Annotated in this window: 11 protein-coding genes; 4 read left to right on the forward strand and 7 right to left on the reverse strand. The window is 71.2% G+C overall.

The window, feature by feature from the left end:
* Window positions 1-4: 4 nt before the first annotated feature.
* Together ABT123_RS13260 and ABT123_RS13265 are read right to left on the reverse strand one after the other, a co-directional pair.
* On the reverse strand, window positions 5-3,889 hold the full coding sequence (locus ABT123_RS13260; RefSeq protein ID WP_351312818.1) for an SDR family NAD(P)-dependent oxidoreductase: 3,885 nt from the start codon (window positions 3,887-3,889) through the stop codon (window positions 5-7).
* Entirely contained in the window at window positions 3,886-4,671 is a 786-nt protein-coding gene (locus tag ABT123_RS13265; RefSeq protein WP_351312820.1) for a thioesterase II family protein, read from the reverse strand. The genes ABT123_RS13260 and ABT123_RS13265 overlap by 4 nt, the downstream gene beginning before the upstream one ends.
* A 398-nt stretch (window positions 4,672-5,069) precedes the next feature.
* Here ABT123_RS13265 and ABT123_RS13270 point away from each other — a divergent pair, with 398 nt between their 5' ends.
* Entirely contained in the window at window positions 5,070-5,831 is a 762-nt protein-coding gene (locus ABT123_RS13270) for an AfsR/SARP family transcriptional regulator (protein WP_351312822.1), read from the forward strand.
* A 43-nt stretch (window positions 5,832-5,874) separates the two neighbouring features.
* Here ABT123_RS13270 and ABT123_RS13275 read toward each other — a convergent pair whose 3' ends face one another.
* Window positions 5,875-7,425 carry a tryptophan halogenase family protein gene (locus ABT123_RS13275; protein ID WP_351312823.1) on the reverse strand — a complete coding sequence of 517 codons (1,551 nt, stop codon included), beginning with the start codon at window positions 7,423-7,425 and terminating at the stop codon, window positions 5,875-5,877.
* A 256-nt stretch (window positions 7,426-7,681) separates the two neighbouring features.
* Between ABT123_RS13275 and ABT123_RS13280 the strand changes: the two genes are divergently transcribed.
* The gene (locus ABT123_RS13280; RefSeq protein WP_351312825.1) at window positions 7,682-9,973 is read left to right on the forward strand and encodes a S9 family peptidase; all 2,292 of its coding nucleotides are present in this window, start codon (window positions 7,682-7,684) and stop codon (window positions 9,971-9,973) included.
* A 56-nt stretch (window positions 9,974-10,029) separates the two neighbouring features.
* Here the strand turns inward: ABT123_RS13280 and ABT123_RS13285 are convergent, their stop codons facing one another.
* The 3 genes from ABT123_RS13285 to ABT123_RS13295 form a co-directional block, all read right to left on the reverse strand.
* Entirely contained in the window at window positions 10,030-11,718 is a 1,689-nt protein-coding gene (locus tag ABT123_RS13285) for an IS1182 family transposase (protein ID WP_351312827.1), read from the reverse strand.
* A 139-nt stretch (window positions 11,719-11,857) separates the two neighbouring features.
* A complete protein-coding gene (locus ABT123_RS13290; RefSeq protein WP_351312828.1) occupies window positions 11,858-14,860 on the reverse strand; it encodes an AfsR/SARP family transcriptional regulator in 3,003 nt (1,000 codons plus the stop codon).
* Window positions 14,861-15,053: 193 nt separating this feature from the next.
* A complete protein-coding gene (locus ABT123_RS13295) occupies window positions 15,054-15,266 on the reverse strand; it encodes a hypothetical protein (RefSeq protein WP_351312830.1) in 213 nt (70 codons plus the stop codon).
* A 258-nt stretch (window positions 15,267-15,524) separates the two neighbouring features.
* Here ABT123_RS13295 and ABT123_RS13300 point away from each other — a divergent pair, with 258 nt between their 5' ends.
* The gene (locus ABT123_RS13300) at window positions 15,525-16,424 is read left to right on the forward strand and encodes a 4'-phosphopantetheinyl transferase family protein (protein WP_351312831.1); all 900 of its coding nucleotides are present in this window, start codon (window positions 15,525-15,527) and stop codon (window positions 16,422-16,424) included.
* Window positions 16,425-16,535: 111 nt separating this feature from the next.
* On the forward strand, window positions 16,536-17,069 hold the full coding sequence (locus ABT123_RS13305; protein WP_351312833.1) for a flavin reductase family protein: 534 nt from the start codon (window positions 16,536-16,538) through the stop codon (window positions 17,067-17,069).
* A gap of 196 nt (window positions 17,070-17,265) precedes the next feature.
* On the opposite strand, the gene ABT123_RS13310 is transcribed toward ABT123_RS13305, so the two are convergent.
* Window positions 17,266-18,081, reverse strand: coding sequence for a thioesterase II family protein (locus ABT123_RS13310; protein WP_351312834.1), 816 nt, complete (start codon window positions 18,079-18,081; stop codon window positions 17,266-17,268).
* Window positions 18,082-18,143: the final 62 nt, after the last annotated feature.

The following is an 18,143-nucleotide window of genomic DNA, read 5'->3' on the forward strand; positions in this document are numbered from 1 at the left end:
TCAGTCAGTTCGTCGTGTGCCGTTCGATGGTCGCGGCCATTCCCGCCACGGTCGGCAGCTCGTACAGCTCTTGGGTCGATACCCGGAATCCGAGCTTGTTGTCGACGAGTGCCAGCAGGCGAGTTGCCCGCAGTGAATTCCCACCGAGTTCGAAGAAGGAATCGTCCCTGCCGACTTCCGGACGGCCCAGGGCATCGGACCAGATCAGAGCGAGGTTTCGCTCCAACTCGGTTGCGGGCTCGGTGTACTTGCGACTCGGCTTGTCCGGTGCGACGTCGTGCAGCAGCTGGGCGGTGTCCACCGCGCCGTAGGCGTCCCTGGGGATGCGGGGCACTGCGACGATACGTACCGGCACGGCCAAGCTTCCCACATTTTCCGCTATGGCGGCACGTACGGAAGCCTGTTCCGGAGCATCGGAAATGAAGGCGATGACGATTTCGCTCACCCGCAGCTTCTGCGGTACGAGTTCCTCGACAATGGCCGGGTTCTTCAGGTCGAGCCCGACCACCAGATAGTGCTGGTCTCCGGCCATGGCGTTGAGAAACAGCCGAAGGCCGGTCTCCGGGTCGATGGAACGGAATCCGCGGTGTTCGGCGGCTGCGGCGGACTGCGACTTGTTCATGCCGACGCCGGTCCACATGCTCCACGCCAGGCAGTGCACGGTGCGCCCGCGCTCGTGGCGCCAGTGGTCGGCGAATCCGGTCAGGAAGCTGTTCGCGGCGGAATAGGCGCCGAAGGAATGGCCGCCGAATTCGCCGTTGACGGATCCGAAGAGCACCAGGGAGGCGTCCGGACGGGATTCCAGCGCCTTGGCGATGGCCAGGGTGCCGGCGACCTTGGCGCCGTAGTGCAGGTCGAAGGTCTCGCGGGTCTCCTTCGCGAGGGTGTGCTTCTCCAGCTCGGACCACTGGCCGGTCGGGTCGGCTGCGGCCAGGTGCAGCACGCCGTCGAGCGGGCGGCCCCAGCGGGCCTCCGCCGCGGCGATCGCGGCCTCCAGGGCGGCCTCGTCGGCGACGTCGAGCTGCTCGTACGCGACCTGCCCGAAGGCGGACAGTTCGGCGAGCCGGGCGGCCTTGTCGCCCTCGGCGGCCGAGCGGCCCACCAGGAGCAGGCGGATCCCGAAGGCGGCCAGCAGGTAGCCGGCGATGTCGTGCGCGATGCCGCCGAGACCACCGGTGACCAGGTACAGCCCGCCCGGGGTCACGGGCTGCCGGGCGGCGCCCGTGCCCGCGCCCGTGACCTCGTCCTCGGCGACCGGGACCAGCTTCGGCTGCCAGCGCTTGCCGTCGCGCGAGGCGATCACCCCGGTACGGGTCCGGTCGGCGAGCTCGGCGCGCACCGCGGCGGGCCAGTCGATCGGGCAGGGGGTCAGGTCGAGCTGCCGGACGGGCAGCGGGGCGGCCTCGGCGATCGCGGTCCGGACGAGTCCGGGCAGGTGGACGGCGCCCAGGTCGAGGGTGTCGCCCTGCTGGACGTAGAGGGCGCCCTGGCTGACCACGAGGAGCAGCGGGCGGCCGAACTCGCCGTCGGCGAGCACCGAGATCAGGGCGGTGAACTCCTCGGTGGCGGTGTCCAGCCGGGCGGCGGAGCCGCCGCTGCGGCCCAGCATCGGCAGGGCCAGGACCACGGTGGAGAGCTCGCCGTGGCGGGCGGTGGCCTCGCTCAGCAGGCGCCGGAGTTCGGTGCGGTCGGTGGTGCGCAGCCGGAAGCGGTCCGGGCCGTCCTCGGCGTACTGCGCGCCGCGGCGGACGGTGACCACGGTGCCCTGGAGGTCGAGCCACTTCAGGTCCTGGTCCGCGGCGATCGCGACGGTCACGCCGGCGGCGGCAGCGTCGCCGGCGGGGGCCGCGGCGGGCTCGGGGAGCTGCACCCACTGCCGGCCGAAGAGCCAAGTGTCCTCGCCGTCCTCCTCGGCCTCCGGCTCGGAGCCGGCCAGCCGGTCGGCGAAGGCGCCCGCCCGCAGGGCGGTGACCAGCGCGGCGCGCTGGACCTTGCCGCTGCCGGTCTTGGGGAACTCCTCCTCGGTGACCGGGATGATCAGGTCGGGCGAGACGCCGGCCTCGCGCACCAGCACGGCGCGCACCTGCTCGGCGGTCCGGGCCAGGGTGTCCGCGTCCCAGTCCGTCGGGACGAAGAACACCGCCAGGTCGTCGGAGCCGGCCCCGGGCTCGCGGACGCCGACGGCCGCGGAGAAGGTGACCCGCACCCCGTCGACCCGCTCGACCACGCTCTCCAGCTCGTGCGCCATGTAGTTGATGCCGCGGACGATGATCTGGTCCTTCTTGCGGCCCGCGATGACGACCTCGCCGTCCCGGACGAACGCCAGGTCGCCGGTGTGGAACCAGCCCTCGGCGTCGTAGGCCTCGGCGTTGGCCTCGTCGTTGGCGAAGTAGCCGCGCATGATCGTCGGGCCGGTGATGACGAGCTCGCCCATCCGGCCCTCGGGCAGGACGGCGCCGTTGTCGCCGACGACGCGGATCCGCACGCCGGGGATCGGCCGGCCGACCCGGGACAGGACGACCGCGTCCTCGTGGCCGGGGTCGAGGTGGCGGATGGCCCCGCTGAGCGAGGCCGGGTCGATGGCGACCGTGCCGGCGGCGCGGTCCTCCCGGCTCTGGCGGGTGTAGGTGACGCCGGAGCAGGTCTCGGACATGCCCCAGCACGGCACCATCGCGTCGGCGGGCAGCCCGTGTGGGGCCAGCAGCTCCAGGAAGCGGTGGCTGGTGGCGGCGACGACCGGCTCGCCGGCGTTGGAGATCTCGCGGAGGCTGGAGAGGTCCCAGGACCCGGCGGCGATCTCCTCGGCACGCTCGTTGATCAGCGCGAAGGCGAAGTTCGGCGCCCACACGTTGGTGGCGCGGTAGCGCTCGATCCAGTCGAGCCACTGCAGCGGGTCGGCGAGGAAGTGGTGGATCTTCGCGTTGACGTGCATGCACTGCAGGAACACGTCGCGGACGTTGTAGTAGGCGACGGTGACGTGGTCGAAGGGCATCCAGATGAGGCTGACGTCCTCGGCGGTGAGACCGCAGTGCTGGATGACGGCGAGCTCGCGGGCGACCACGCTGGCGTGGGTGTGCTGCACGCACTTGGGGACGCCGGTGCTGCCCGAGGTGAGCAGGTTGAGCACCGGGGAGTCGGCGGTGGCCGGGAACCAGTCCCGGTCGGGCTCGTGGGCGGTGAGTTCCTCGACGGTCAGGATGCGGACGTCCGGCTCGCCCCACAGCTCGCGTACGCCGGCCAGCGCGCCCGCGGTGGCCGAGTCGGTGACCAGCACCGGGCGGCCGAGCAGGTTCCAGGCGCCCCGCAGCTTGCGGTTGACCTCGTTCGGGGAGGTGTAGGAGGTGGCCACGGCGACCGGGGTCGGCACGAAGCCGCCGAGCACACAGGCCCAGAAGGCGGTCAGGTAGCCGCGGTTGTCGTCGAAGACGAACAGGGCGGCGTCGCCCGGCTGCAGGCCCGCGGCACGGAAGCCGGCCAGTGCCTGCTCCGCCGCGGCGAGCAGCTCGGCGTACGTCTGGAAGACGTCCTCCTCGCCGGCCCGGAGGTAGACGGTGCCCTTGCCCGGGGCCTGCTCGGCCGCCGCGCGCAGGGCTTCCTGCAGGGTGGCCGGCGTACCGGGGCGCACGATGAGGTCCCCGCCGTAGAGGTCGGAGGCCGGGCCGGCCGGCTCGTCCGCCGTGGGCGCCACGACAGCGGCCGGAACGGCGGCGGGGGCAGCAACGGGGGCGGGGGCGGCGGGTTCCGTCACCGCGGCCGGCTGCGCCGCCACCGGATCGGCGGCCCGCACCTTGCGGGCGACGGCGACCGCGTCGAACACTCCGGGAACTTCCTTGGCCGCGGCGGTGATGGCGTCGAGTGCGCCGTCGCCGAGCAGGTCGGGGGCGGTCATGCGGTCCTCCCGGAGGTTGCGGGGTTCAGAATCCTGCGGCTGATGACCGAGACCACCTCGGAGGGCTCTTCCAGGAAGTAGAAGTGGCCGCCGGGGTAGAGCTCCGTCTCGAAGGGGGCGGTGGTGAAGTCCCGCCAGCGCTCGACGTGCTCCAGGGGCGCGCGCGGGTCGGACTTGCCGGTGAGCGCGGTGATCGGGATGTCCAGCGGGGTGTCGCCGGCCGACTCGTGCCGCTCCCAGAGGGCGAAGTCCGCGCGGAGCGTGAAGAGGAGGGACTCCATGACGTCCTCGTCCTCGGCTATCTCGGGGTCGAGGCCGCCGAGCGCGACGATCTCGGCCGCGAGCTCCTCGTCGGAGAGGTCGTGCAGCTGCCGCAGGCCGCTCTCCCCCGGTGCCGGCTGCGCGGAGAGGAACAGCTGCTCCGGTCCCCGACTGCCGCGCGCCCGCAGGGTCTTGGTGAGCTCGTAGGCGAGCGAGGCGCCGCCGGAGTGCCCGAAGAAGGAGAAGGGGCCGTCGAACACCGGGCGCAGCGCCTGGCTGAGCACCGTGACGAGCGGAGCGACCTCCGTGAAGGGGTCCTCGGCGATACGGTTCTGACGGCCGGGCAGCTGTACGGCAACCAGCTCGATCTGCGGCGGGAGCAGCCCGACCCACTCGGCATAGGCAGCCGCACCGGCGCCCGCATGCGGGAAACAGATCAGCCGATGGGTCGATTCCGGACGCTTTGCACGCCAGATGTAGGGGGTTTCGGGGACCAGTTCCTGGCTTTCCAACGGCAGCATGTGCTGGCTACTCCTCGCTCCGGCGAAGGTTTCTGTACGGGAAGACGGCGGTTCGGCACACCGGCGCGGGTCACCTCACGGCGCACGGCGTCATCAAATTCCGCGATCTGATAGATCGACAGCAAGGCTGTCCGAATGAACCTTACGCTCCCCCCTGGCGCGAAGTCGTCAGTGCAAGTCCGGTATTCGGGGCCCTCACGACGCCCAACACCCTCATGCGTCCGCGCCGTCCGAGTCAAGCGTCACCGGCCCCGGCGGCCCGGCCCGGCAGGTGCCGTCCCGTCGACAGGACAGTTCCGGACATGCTCCGCCGGGACGTCCTGAACCGCCGCATGGACACCGGCGGATTCCCGGGCTTATCTCATATGACATCAATGTGGATCTGCGAGGGAATTTCGATGGAGTACGGGATTCTGGGACCCGTGGAAGTACGGGACGGCGGTGTCGGCATTCCGCTGGACGGGCCCAAGCAGCGAACGGTTCTGGCGGCCCTGCTCATCGCCGAAGGCTCTTTCCTGCCCGATTCCGAACTGAGCCGCTTCCTGTGGGGGGAACATCCGCCCCGCACGCTCCACGCGCAGATCTACACCTATGTCTCCCGGATTCGCCGGACCCTCGGCCCGCGGGCGGTCATCAGCCGCCGTCCGAACGGATATCTCATGGAGATCGGTGCGGCCTCTTTCGATCTCGTCGAGTTCCGGAAACTGGCCATGCGCGGGCAGTTGGAGCTGATCGCCGGGCGGTTCCCGGAGGCCGCCGGGCTGCTGCGCGCCTCGCTGGCGCTGTGGCGCGGGCCGGCCCTCGCCAACGTCTCGGAGCAGCTGGCCGCAGTCGAGGGGCCGCCGATCGAGGAGGCCCGGATCTCCGCGCTGGCGAGCCGGATCGAGGCGGACCTCGCGGTCGGGATGCACCTCCAGGTGCTGCCGGAGCTGACCCGGCTGATCGACCGGCACCCGATGCATGAACGTTTCCGCGCCCAGCTGATGACGGCGCTCTACCGGTGCGACCGGCAGGCCGAGGCGCTGGCGCTCTACGACAGCGGCAGACGGCGGCTCGCCGCGGACCTCGGCCTCGAGCCCGGGCCGCTGCTGCGCGAGGTGCACCAGGCCATCCTGAGCGCCGACCCCGCACTGCACCGCCCGGCGGCCCTGCGGCACTGAGCCTCCGCCCCCGGCGGGGGGTCCGGGGGCGGAGGGGAAGGGCTCAGGCCGGAACGCCCATCTGGGCGAAGTACTCGTACTGGCTCGGCAGCGTGTCGACCAGCGCCCGGGCGGTGTCCCGGACCTCGGCGAACTGCCTGCGGGCGGCCTCGTCGTCGGCCAGGGACACGGCCGGCGAGGGCCGCAGCGGCATCGCCCCGGTGCCCAGCAGGATGCAGGCGTACGAGTCCGGGGTCAGCCCGGGCCCGGCCGCAGGCCCACCGTCCGCGCCCGCGTCCGGCATCCGCGCCCGCCACCGCTCGATGCGCTCGGCGAGCGCCCGCGGCAGGGTCTGGGTCTTGGTGTCCCGCCAGTACTGCGAGTCCTCCCGCGCGGCGCCCTGGTAGTGCAGCGCCAGGAAGTCCCGGGCATCGTCGGTCACCCGGGCCACCGAGGCGTTGAAGGCCGCGACCGCCTCGGGCTGCCGGTCGGCGCCGGGGAAGCTCCGGACCAGCTCGGCGACCGCGTGGTGGACGAAGGAGGCCTCGGAGCAGGCCAGCGGCTCGACGAAGCCGGCGGAGGCGCCGACCGCCACGCAGTTGTTCTTCCACGCCTGCCGGCTGCGGCCGACCCGCAGGGTGCCGTGGGAGGCCGCCACCTCGGCGGCCTCGGGGCCGACGACGGCGCGCAGCGTGCGCTCGGCCTCCTCGGGGCTGCAGTAGTCCCGGGCGTAGACGTAGCCCGTACCCAGTCGGCTGACCAGCGGAATCGTCCAGATCCAGCCCGCGCTCCGGGCCGTGGCGGTGGTGTAGGGGGCGATCCCGCGGGCCCGCATGTCGGCGGGGACCTGGAGCGCGACCACGCTGTCGTTGGGCAGGGCGCCCTGGTAGGAGACGAAGGGGACCCGGAGCGCCCGGTTGATCAGCAGGCCCTGGAAGCCGGTGCAGTCCACGAACAGGTCGCCGTGGACCTCTCCGTGCTCCCGGGTGACCAGGTGGCTGATCCAGCCGCGCTCGTCCAGCCGTACCTCGGCGACCTCGTCGGTCAGGCACCGCACCCCGCGGCCCCGGGCGTGGTCGCCGAGGTACTCGGCGAGCAGGGCCGCGTCCAGGTGGTAGGCGTACGGGAGCTGCCCGCCGACGGCCTCGCCGCGCAGGCCGTCGGTCGGGGAGCCGTCGAGGTGCCGGGGGCTGCGGCCGGCGTCGCACAGCGAGGCCACCACGAAGCAGTCGCGGTCGAAGCGCCCGCTCGGCCCGTTGTGCAGCCACCATTCGGTCAGCGGAAATCCGCCTGCGGACCGGGTCTGCTCGAACGGGTGGTAGAAGTGCTGCCCCGGACGGTTCCAGTCCTGGACGCGGACCGCGAGTTTGTATGCGGCATTGCAGGCCGGCATCCAGTCCTCTTCGGCCAGGCCGAGGAAATCGAAGAACCGTCCGAAGTCACTGAAGGTCGTCTCGTCTCCGGACAGCGGGCCCGCCGCCGCGGCATCGGATCCCGATTCGATCAGCGTGATGGAAATCCGGTCGGAGAATGCGGCTTTGAGATAGGAAGCGGTCATCCAGCCTGCGACTCCACCGCCCACGATCACGACATTTTCGGGGTTCCGCGTACCCACGCCAACACCTCAGTTCATAAGCCCACTTACGTACGCAACCCAATGTGACATTCGGTTCTACGAAGCATCTATATATGTCCTGTCAGCCTGCTTGGCAGGCCTCTTGTCAGGCGCAGCCGGTGTCCTGTCGACAGGACGGCTGCCCGGTGGCGATGATGAGAGCTGCCCCGGTAACGAAAGTCAGCGCTACGCGCGCGCACGTTCCGATTCACGGACGGAATCCGTACAACCACTCCGAAGGAAGGGCACACACCCGATGCACTCGACCGAACTTGACGTGCGGGCCTATGAGGCGGCGGAGCGGCTTCTCCGGCACAACCGAAAGGAACTCGTCCGCGGTGACAAAGTAACTCCGCGGTGGATTGAGGCCGGCAGCCGCTTCTGGTACACGGTCGGCACGGCCGAGGGAAAGAGGTTCGTCCTCGTCGACCCGAAGACCGGCACCCGGGCGCTCGCTTTCGACCACGAGCGCCTGGCGGCAGCCCTGGCCGCCGCGTCGGGCCAGGAGGTGGACGCGGCGGCGCTGCCGTTCCCGGCCATCCAGCCGGTCGCCGACGCGGTCGAGTTCGACGCCTTCGGTGCGCACTGGCGGTGCCGCCTGGACCACTACGCGGTGGAGAAGGCCGAGGGCGACGCCCCCGGCAACCCGCTCGCCGTGCCCGCGCCCGACCGCAAGCACGCCGTCTACCGGGCCGGGCACGACCTGCGCGCGCTGACGCTGGACGGCAGCCGGGACTGGGCCCTGACCTCCGACGGCACCGAGGACCACGACTACGGCGCCAACCCCGACTACCTCATGTACTCCACCCTGCTGGGGAAGATCGGGCTGCCGCACCTGCCGCCCGCCGTGGCCTGGTCCCCGGACTCGGCCCGGGTGCTGACCCACCGCACCGGCCAGGCCGGCGTCCGCCGCACCCACCTGGTGCAGGCGGCGCCCGCCGACGGCAGCGAGCCCGGCCTGCTCTCCCCGCGCTTCGCGGTCCCCGGGGACGAGCACATACCGGTCGCCGAGTTCGTCGTGTTCGACATCGCCTCGGGCACCTCCACGGTCGCGCAGGCCGAGCCGGTCGCGATGTCGATGATGTCGCCGATCTTCCAGAAGTGGGCCTGGTGGGCCGAGGACGGCTCGGCCGTCTTCTACCTCGCCCGGACCCGCGACCACCGGACCCTGAGCCTGCACCGCCTCGACCCGGACTCCGGCGAGGTCCGCACCCTGGTCACCGAGACCGGCGACACCCGGGTGGAGCCGGCCCAGCAGCAGCTCCAGCAGCCCCTGGTCCGGGTCCTGTCCGGCGGCAACGAGGTGATCTGGTACTCGCAGCGCGACGGCTGGGGCCACCTCTACCTGTACGCGACCGGCTCCGCGGAGCCGGTCGCACAGATCACCTCCGGTCCCTGGGGCGTGCAGGAGATCCTGCGCGTGGACGAGGAGCAGCGGGTCGTGTACTTCACCGCCTCCGGGCTGGTGGAGGAGAACCCGTACCGCCGCACGGTCTGCAAGGCCAACCTGGACGGCACCGGCTTCACCCGGCTGACCGGGGACGACCTCGACCACGCGGTCACCGTCGCACCGGACGCCGGCTACTTCCTCGACTCGGCCTCCGCCTCCGACACCCCGCCGGTGATCACCGTCCGGGACTGGTCCGGCGAGGTCCTGGTGGAGCTGGAGCGCGCCGACATCACCGGGCTGAAGGCCGCCGGCTGGACCGCGCCCGAGCACTTCACGGTCGCCTCGGCCGACGGCACCATCGACATCCACGGCCTGCTCTACAAGCCGCACGGCTTCGACCCCGCGCGCCGCTACCCGGTCATCGACACCCCGTACGGCCTCCCGACCGCGACCCGGGTGAGCCCCTCCTTCGACCCGGGCTACTACGGCTACGACGCCGAGGTGCTGGCCGCGCTGGGCTTCGTCGTGATCGCGGTGGACGGCCAGGGCTCGCCGGGCCGGAGCAAGGCGTTCCACGACGCCTCGTACGGCAACCTGGGCGATGCCACCGGCCTGCCGGACCATGTGGCGGCGATCCGCGAACTGGCCGCGACCCGGCCGTGGATGGACCTGGACCGGGTCGGCGTCACCGGCATGTCCTCCGGCGGCTACGCGGCGGTGCGGGCGATGCTGCAGTACCCGGAGCTGTTCAAGGCCGGCGTCGCCGAGTCCGGCATGCACGACTTCCGCCTGCTGGAGCCCGGCCTGGGCGAGGGCTACCACGGCCCGGTCGGCGAGGCGGACTACACGGCCACCTCGAACGCGGAGCTCGCGGACCGCCTGGCCGGCAAGCTCCTGCTGGTCCACGGCGGCCTGGACGACCGGGTCTCCCCGCAGCTGACGCTCCGGCTCGCGGAGCGGCTGGTGCAGCACGGCAAGGACTTCGACCTGGTGATCGTGCCGGACGCCGACCACATCTACTTCGGCTACGAGCACTACGTGAACCAGCGCCGCTGGGACTTCCTGGTCCGCAACCTCCTGGGCACCGAGCCCCCGGCCGGCTTCCGGCTGCCGCCGGTCCCGATCGACATGGAGGCCCTGGCGGAACTCTTCGGCTGAGCCGCTCCCCGTACACACAAGCGTGCCCCCGGCCTGGATCCCAGGGATGCTGTTGGCTAATTGAGGGCCCGTAGCCTCCTCCGCCCTGCCGGCCTTTGGTCGGCAGGGCGGAGTGCTTCCAGGTGTGTGGTGCGGGTTCGGGCTCGGGGTCTGTCGGAGTACCAGGCGTCGATGCGGGCGAGGTTGATCGCGGCTGCGGTGAGGTGGTGCTGGAGCCGGGTTTTGGGCAGTCCGTGGTAGCGGCAGCGCCGCAGGCCGTTGTTGTGGACGGCCTGGGAGATCGTGCCCTCGATACCGGCGCGGGCCGCGTAGCGTTCGTGCCATTCGGGGGTGCCCTGGGCGGCGCGGGCCTGCTGGATGGCTTCGTGGGCGGGACGCGGGCGAACGGTGACCTGCCGCTGGTCGGCCGCGGCGGAGCTGATGCATTCGGAGCGGACCGGGCAGGGCCGGCAGTCGGTCTTGCGGAACGTGATGCGGATGATCGGGGTGCCGCGGTGCGAGAGTGCCTCGCGCCAGTTGCGGGCGGTCGCGCCGTTCGGGCAGGTCACGGTCTTGTTCTCCCAGTCCACGGTGAACGCGTCCTGGGCATAGGTCCCTTTGGCCTGGCGGGTGGTGTTGCGGGCCATCGGACCGATCAGGGTGACACCGTGCTCCTGGAGGGCGGTGACGATGCGGGGACCGTCGACATATCCCATGTCCACCACATGCTCGCCGGGCAGCAGGTCACGGGCCGAGAGTGCCTCATGGACCGGATCGGTGGCCTTGATGTCGGGGACGGTGGAGCAGGTGGTCAGCACGTTGGTGATCAGGTGCGGGACATCCGGGTCGCAGGTCTCGGTCAGGTGCACCTTGAAGCCGTCCCAGCCGATGTCCCGCTTCACGCTCGCGCGGGCCTCGGTGTCATGGGGACTGACCAGGCGCTTCGCGCCCGGCGGGCAGTCTTTTGGGTCCCGCCACACCACCTCGCCCTCCGCGCTGATCGTGTACTGCTGCACCCAGGTGAGGCGCAGGATCTCAACGGCCGGCACCTGACGCAGCCAGGCCGGCGCGGCAGACGCGAACACGTCGGTCAGCAGCCGCATCCCGTCCCGGCCGGTCTGTTCGCCCAGCTCGATCCGCTTGCGGCGGTGTTCCGGCAGCCAGAAGTCGTCCGGCCGGGCGGCATACCGGTCGAACCACGCGGGGTCCATGTGGGAGGCCAGCCACTCGGGAGCGACGGCCGCGACTGCATCGAGCGCTGCCCGCAGGGTCTCGATGACGCACTCCAGCCGGTTCAGCGACCGGACCGCGGCCAGCACGTGCGTGGAGTCGGTCCTCGCCCGACCTCGCGCCCGCACCAACCCGGCCTCGCGGGCCGTCTCCAGCACCTGATCGAAGATCTGCTGTCCGGCATCCGCCTCGACCAGCCGGGCCCGGAACTCGCTCAGGACGGAGTAGTCGAACCCGGGGTCGGTCAACTCCAGGCCGAGCGCGTACTTCCAGTCGATCCGGGCCCGCACCGCCTGCGCTGCCTGCCGGTCGGGCAGGCTTTCGGCGAACTGCAGCACCGACACCAGCGCCAGCCGTCCCGGCGACCAGGCCGGCTTGCCCCGAGACGGGAACAACCCGGCGAACTGCTCATCGGTGAATAACATCCCCAACTCGTCCCTCAGCCGGATCGCCAGACTGCCCTTGGGGAACGCTGCCTTCGCCACCCGCACCGTCTCCGCCGGCACCCCACCCGGCTCCATCGGCTGCATCGACATCGACACCCTCCCCATACGACAACGGCGGTTCCCAAGACCACAACCGGGTCTTGGGAACCGCCGTCACGCAGGCCCCCTCAATTAGCCAACAGCATCCCTGGGATCCAGGCCGGGGGCACCTTTCGTGGTGCGGCCCGGATCAGTCGACGAGCGCCCCGAGCGCCTCCTCGGCCCGCCGCAGCCAGACGGGGGCCCCGACGGCGGTGAACTTCTCCTGGGCGGTCAGCAGATGGGCCCGGGCCTCCTCGGCGTGGCCGCGCTGCTCCCAGACCTGGGCGAGGACGAAGCTGATCTGGCCGGCGGCCAGAGGGCTCTTGATCTCCTCGGCGATGTCCAGCGCGTCTTCCAGTGTGGTCCCGGCCAAGTCGACCGACCCGGTGGTGAACCGGGTCTCGCCCAGACCGAGGAGAGCGTAGGCCAGGCCGACCATGTCGGACTTCTCCTTGACGATCCGCACAGTGCGCAGGAACGACCCCTCGGCCTCCTTCAACTGACCGAGCGCTAGCTGGACGCGGCCGAGCCGGTACAACGCCTGAGCCAGATTGCGGGTGCCTTCCACACCCGTGCTCTCCTCGATCCGTACCGCGTCCAAGGCGAAGTCCAGCGCCGCCTCCGGGCGCTCCCGAGCCAGTTCGGTCTCCGCCATATTGCTCAGGGTGTGCGCCTCGCACAGGTGATCTCCGATGGCCCGGAAGATGGACAGCGCCTCCGCACAGCGCTCCATCGCGAGGTCCAAGTCGCCCCGGTTGCGGTCGATCATGGCCATGCAGCGCAAGGCCATCCCCCGGCCCTGTTCCTCACCGGCGTCCGTGTACAGCCGGAGTGCCTCGTCGAAGTGCGGGGACGCGGCCTCCAGGCTGCTGGTCATCTCCAGCGTGCCCAGGCTGTAGCGCATCGCTCCCTGTCCGAGGAGATCTCCTGCGTCGTAGGCAGCCGCCAGGGCTTCCTCACAGCACTGACGCCACACCTCGGGGTATCGCCGGGTGGCAAAGAAGATCGTCGAAGAGATCGTCAGATCCCAGGCGATGTCCGCCATCCCCAGTCGGCCTGCCTGCCGGACGGAGGCCATCAGGCCCAGCCGTTCGGCCTCGAACCAGTCCAGAGGCACATCGAGCAGCTCCTCCAGAAGTCCCGAATCGATCCGCCGGCGCTGCACACCACTGTGCGTGACCGTGCTGTTTCCGGCTCCCTCTCGCCGACCGGCCTCCTCCGCGATGGTCAGGAACGTCCGCAGGAAGCGAGTACAGGCCGCGAGCCGGTCCGGCTCCGGCTCGTCCTGGTGGGCGCGCTCCGCTGCGTACAGCCGTAGCAAGCCGTTGAACCGGTAGCGCAGCTGACCGGTGGCGTCCATGGTGACCACTTCGAGGAACTGCGCATCGACCAGGTGCTCGATGAGCCGCTCGGCGTCCAGCACTTCGTTGTTGAGGAGCGCCGCCGCGGCCCAGGCGGTGAAGTCCGGTACGTCGAGCAGCCCGAGCCGGCGGAAGAGCCGGGCAGAGTCCTCCGGCAGGTACCGGTAGCTGAGCGCGAAGCTCGCGCGGATCTGGGATTCGCCCTGGCTGAGCTCATCGAGTCGGCGGCGCTCGTCACTGAGCCTCGAGACCAGGAACTTCACGGGCCAGTGCGGCTTGGAGGCGAGCCGGGCAGCCGCGATCCGCAGGGCCAGCGGCAGCCGCTCGCAGAGTTCGGCCAGTCGGGCGGCATCGGCACGGGCCGGACCGATCCTGCGCTCGCCGACGATGGTCGTGAGCAGCTGGACGGCCTCCGGCTCGGACAGCACTCCCAGGTGGATGCGGGCCTGCGAGGGCCAGGCCACCAGCTGCTCCAGCTGATCCCGGCTGGTGACGACCACACAGCACCTGCCGCTGCCTGGCAGCAGCGGGCGGATCTGGGTGTAGCTGCGCGCGTTGTCGAGGATGATCAGCACGCGCCGGTCTGCCAGCAGGCTGCGGTAGAGCGAGATCCGCTCCTCCAGCTCGGCAGGTACCTGCTCGCCGGGCACCCCCAAGGACCGCAGGAAGCGGCTGAGCACCTCGTGGGTCTTGGTGGGGTCGTGGTGCTCGTCGTACCCGCGAAGGTCGACGAAGAGCTGCCCGTCGGGGAAGTGCTCCGCGGCACGGAAGGCCCAGCGTGTCGCGAGGCCGCTCTTGCCCACACCGGCGGCGCCGGTGATGACACCGATGGTGGAGGAGCGGTCTTCGTCCGCGCCGGTCACCAGGCTGTCGAGCGCCGCGAGCTCCGCATCCCGGCCGGTGAAGCCGGGTACGTCAGGCGGGAGTTCAGAAGGCACCGCTTGCACGGCCACCGGCTGCCGTTCTGCCGCCACGGGAGCCACCGCGGCCAGTGAAGGGTCGTCACGCAGGATCGCGTCGTGCAGTTCCTGCAGGTCGGGTCCGGGTTCGATGCCGAGTTCGTCGATCAGGTGCCGGCGTGCGTCGCGGAAGGACTCCATCGCGTCGGCGCGGCGGCCGGAGCGGTACTGGGCGAGCATCAGGTGGTGGCGGATGCGTTCGCGGAGGGGGTGTTCGCGGACCATCGCGGCCAGTTCCGGGATGAGTTCCTGGTGCTGGCCGAGTTCGAGGTGGACGAGGGTGGAGTCGTCGTAGGCGTTGAGCCGGTGCTCCTCGAGGCGGTCGGTCTCGTCGTCGATGATCTGCCCGCCGACGCCCGCGAAGGCGGAGCCGCGCCAGAGACCCAGCGCTTGCGCGTAGTGGTGAGCGGCTTCCTGGAGACGGCCGTCCTTGGCGTGCTGTTCGGCCGACTGGACCAGTCCGGCGAACTCGACCGAATCGACCCGGTGCCCCTCGGTCTTCAGGAGATATCCGGGATGTGCGGTGACGATGACGTCCTCGGCGGTCCCCGCGGCTTTGAAGATCTTGCGGAGGGCCGCGACGCAGATGGCGACCTGGGTCCGTGCCGTGGTCGGCGGATTGTTGTTCCAGACCGTCTCGACCATGGTGTCCACGGAAACGACGCGGCCGGGAGTGAGCAGGAGCAGCGCGAGGATGGTGCGCTGGCGTGCACCGCCGAGCGGTATGTCGCCTTCTCCCGCGGCCACTTCCAGTGGCCCCAATACCTTGAAGCTGAGTTGTGCCCCCACCTCGCCCCCGTCCATCGAGTCCTCGTCTACGGCGACCCCCAATGTAGGTCACCAGCAGGGAACTTCCAGCGAGAAAGAGTGGGGCCTCGTCACCTTCGGAGTGCCCGATCGGGCGGGTGACGGGAAGCCGGAGCGGGAACGGAGATTTCTCCTCGAACATTCCCTCGGCGGGTGGGTGGAGCGGTGGGTGGAGCGGTGGGTGGAGCGGTGGGTGGGATCAGGGGTTGGGGGCGGTTTACCAGGGGCCCAGGTCACCCTGCGCCTTGGCCGGCGGGGCCCAGGGGCCGAGGTCACCCTGCACCTTGGCGGTCGGGGCGGCCGAGACGCCCCAGGGGCCCAGGTCGTCCTCACCCTGCGCCGAGGCCAGGCCCGCAGAGGCGAATATCGCGGTGCCGGCGACCAGGGTGACGGTGAGGGACTTAACGGCGGTGGTGAGGGTCTTGTTCATGATGTCGGGCTCCTTCTCGGCTGGCCGCTCAGGTCTCTGAGCTGCGTGTTCTTCCTTCTGCCGAGAAAATTACGGAGCCGGGCTTTCGCGCTGTTATCGCTTCGGCACCGGCCCTCGATAACGGCGATAACGGCGATATCGAGGGAGGGATAACCCACCCGGGGACGGAGGATTTCCTGCTACCCGGGCACCCCCGCCCAGCCGAAGACTTGTGGCAGCGGCAGACGCACTGCCGCAGTACGGGAGGTGAAACCCGGAATGACGCCCATCCACGCAGCCGGCACCTTGCTGGCTCCCGCAGAAGGCGCCGCCGACGCACCGCAGGCCGCCGCCGAGTGCCACATCTGGTCCCTGCGCCCGCTGTCCAGCCCGCAGTCCTGGTTCGGGCTCCTCGACAGCGCGGAGCTCACCCGTGTCTCGTCCTTCGCCCACGAGCTCGACCTGGCCCGGTTCGTCACCGGCAGGACCCTCGCCAAGACGGCCCTGGCCAGCCTCGTGGGCACCGGGCCCGAGGCCATCAGCTTCCGCACCCGGTGCCCGGGATGCGGCGGGGCGCACGGCAAGCCGCAAGTGGTGGGGGCCGGGGCGGGGTGGGAGCTGTCCATCACGCATTCCGGCGACATCGTGGCGGTGGCCATCGCCCTCGGCAGTCCGCTGGGGGTCGATGTCGAACGCTTCGAGCACTGGGGCGGCCCAGGACTCCCACCGGAGTACGACCTGGTGCTGACACCAGCCGAGCGGGCAGCCGTCGAGCGGCTGCCCGAGCGGGAGCGGGCACGGGCCGGGCTGACCTACTGGACGCGCAAGGAAGCCGTTCTGAAGGCGACCGGCGAGGGGCTCAACACCCCGATGACCGACTTCACGCTCTCCGGGCCGGACGAGCCGCCGGCCCTGGTGCGCTGGCACGGCCAGGACGCCGGCCGGCGCCCGGTGCCGGCGCTGGCCGACCTCTCGCTGGGCGAGGACTACGCCGGTGCGGTGGCGGTGCTCGGGGTCCGTTCGGTGCTGGCCACGGTGCACAGCGGCCCGGACCTGATCGCCCAGACCCGGCCGGTCCCGGGCCGGCGGCCCCCGGAGCGGGTACGGGTGCTCTCCACGGAGCAGGCGCTGCCGGGCCGGACCGCGCAGGCCCGTTCGCCGTCGGAGCTGCCGTTCTGAGCGCCCGGGCCGAGGAGGAGCCGCGCGACCACCGGCCGCGCGGGCCCCGGCCCCAACCCAGAAGCCCACCAACCGGCAGGACCCCGCCGGCCCTCCGAAAGGCCATCCGCCATGACCACCCTGACCCTGACCCGCCCAGCCCCGCTCGCCCACTTCCGCTCGATGATGAGCGCCTTCCCCTCCGGTGTCGCCGTGGTCACCACGTACGACCGGGACGGCATACCGCGCGGACTGACGGCCTCGTCCCTGGCGAGCGTGACCGCCGAACCGCCGACGGTGTCGGTCTGCCTCAACACGGCCGGGGACACCCTGCAGGCCCTGCGCGAGCACGGCTCCTTCGCCGTGAACCTGCTGCACACCGGGGGCCGCCGCGCGGCCGGGGTGTTCGCGACCCCGAACATCGACCGGTTCTCCGAGGTGGACTGGCGCCCCTCCCCCGGGCTCGGGCTGCCGTGGCTGGTCGAGGACGCGTTCGTGACCGCCGAGTGCGAGGTGGCCGGGATGCTGGAGGTCGGCACCCACACCCTTGTCCTGGGGACGCTCGTCGAGGTGGCCCAGGAGGCCGGGACTCCCCTGCTGTACGGCGGGCGGGAGTTCGCGGACTGGCCGGGTGGCGACATGCCGGGCCGCGTGCCCCTCGCATGACCCGGCGCTCTGACGGCATTGCGCGTACGCCGGCCCCGGCGGTGTCCGGACCCTGCGGGAGATCCCCACCAGGTCCGGCCCACGTCCTCCCCGATACAGATCGCGGGCAGCGGCGTGAGGGGGCCGGCTCGGAAAACGGCTGTACCCGGCGGGGGATCCCCGCCGGGTACAGGTCACGGTGCCGCGGTGCGGCGGCCTACCGGCCGCTCCACGCGGGCACGCCCGTCATGGCTTCGATATCGCCCGACAGCCGCTCCAGGAACGGAGCGGGGCTCTCGTGAAGGAAGAAGTGCCCTCCGGCGAAGCGGACCAGCTCCCGGCTGCCGACGGTCTCCTCGCCGTCCCACGGCCAGGCGTCGGCCTCGCTGACCAGAGGGTCCTTCTCTCCCGTGTAGACGCGCAGGTCGCACGGCAGCGGGGATTCCCGGCGCGGCTGGTGCCGGGCCAGGATCTCCATGTCGGCGCGGAGCACGGGCAGGTAGAAGTCCAGGAACTCGGGATTGCGCCGCAGCTCCGGCGGCAGGCTCTCGGACTGGTCGAGCAGGGTCAGCAGTTCCTCCTCGCTGCTGTCCGCACCGGCCTTCCAGCGGTCCGGGGCCGGCCGGGAGGGAGCGGGTGAGGCCACGGACACCAGGCCGCGGACGGGCCGTCCGCTGTAGTGGCGCAGGGTGCGGCACAGCTCCCAGCCGATCACCGCGCCCATGCTGTGGCCGAGTATGACCATCGGCAGGGCCGGGTCCGGGAGGGTCTCGAGGGCGGTGACGATCCCGTCCACCACCTCCGCCATGCGGGTCAGCGGTTCCTCGGTGAGGCGGCTCCCGTGACCCGGGAGTTCGACGGCGAGGACCTCGGTGCCGGTGGGCAGGGAGGCGGCCCAGTTGCGGTAGAGGTGCGCTGCTCCGCCGGCCGGCGGCAGGCACAGCAGCCGGCGGCGGGCGGTGGCCCGGGTGGTGCGAGGGGCGTACGAGGTCTTCAGCCAGTCGGCTGGGCCCGGGGGCGGACTGCCGTACATCGGTGGTGCTCCCTACTTCCTCGTGGTGTCAGGGGTCTTCAGGGTGACCGGCTGCCCGGCGC

This window comes from Streptomyces sp. NPDC002054 (genome assembly GCF_040296685.1).
In the GTDB taxonomy this organism is placed as follows: Bacteria; Actinomycetota; Actinomycetes; order Streptomycetales; family Streptomycetaceae; genus Streptomyces.

Bases quoted from the DNA above. Each gene is read 5' to 3' on its own strand.
- ABT123_RS13260 (WP_351312818.1), bottom strand. From the start codon at position 3,889: ATGACCGCCCCCGACCTGCTCGGCGACGGCGCACTCGACGCCATCACC.
- ABT123_RS13285 (WP_351312827.1), bottom strand. From the start codon at position 11,718: ATGTCGATGCAGCCGATGGAGCCGGGTGGGGTGCCGGCGGAGACGGTG.
- ABT123_RS13300 (WP_351312831.1), top strand. From the start codon at position 15,525: ATGACGCCCATCCACGCAGCCGGCACCTTGCTGGCTCCCGCAGAAGGC.
- ABT123_RS13265 (WP_351312820.1), bottom strand. From the start codon at position 4,671: ATGCTGCCGTTGGAAAGCCAGGAACTGGTCCCCGAAACCCCCTACATC.
- ABT123_RS13270 (WP_351312822.1), top strand. From the start codon at position 5,070: ATGGAGTACGGGATTCTGGGACCCGTGGAAGTACGGGACGGCGGTGTC.
- ABT123_RS13305 (WP_351312833.1), top strand. From the start codon at position 16,536: ATGACCACCCTGACCCTGACCCGCCCAGCCCCGCTCGCCCACTTCCGC.
- ABT123_RS13280 (WP_351312825.1), top strand. From the start codon at position 7,682: ATGCACTCGACCGAACTTGACGTGCGGGCCTATGAGGCGGCGGAGCGG.
- ABT123_RS13310 (WP_351312834.1), bottom strand. From the start codon at position 18,081: ATGTACGGCAGTCCGCCCCCGGGCCCAGCCGACTGGCTGAAGACCTCG.
- ABT123_RS13295 (WP_351312830.1), bottom strand. From the start codon at position 15,266: ATGAACAAGACCCTCACCACCGCCGTTAAGTCCCTCACCGTCACCCTG.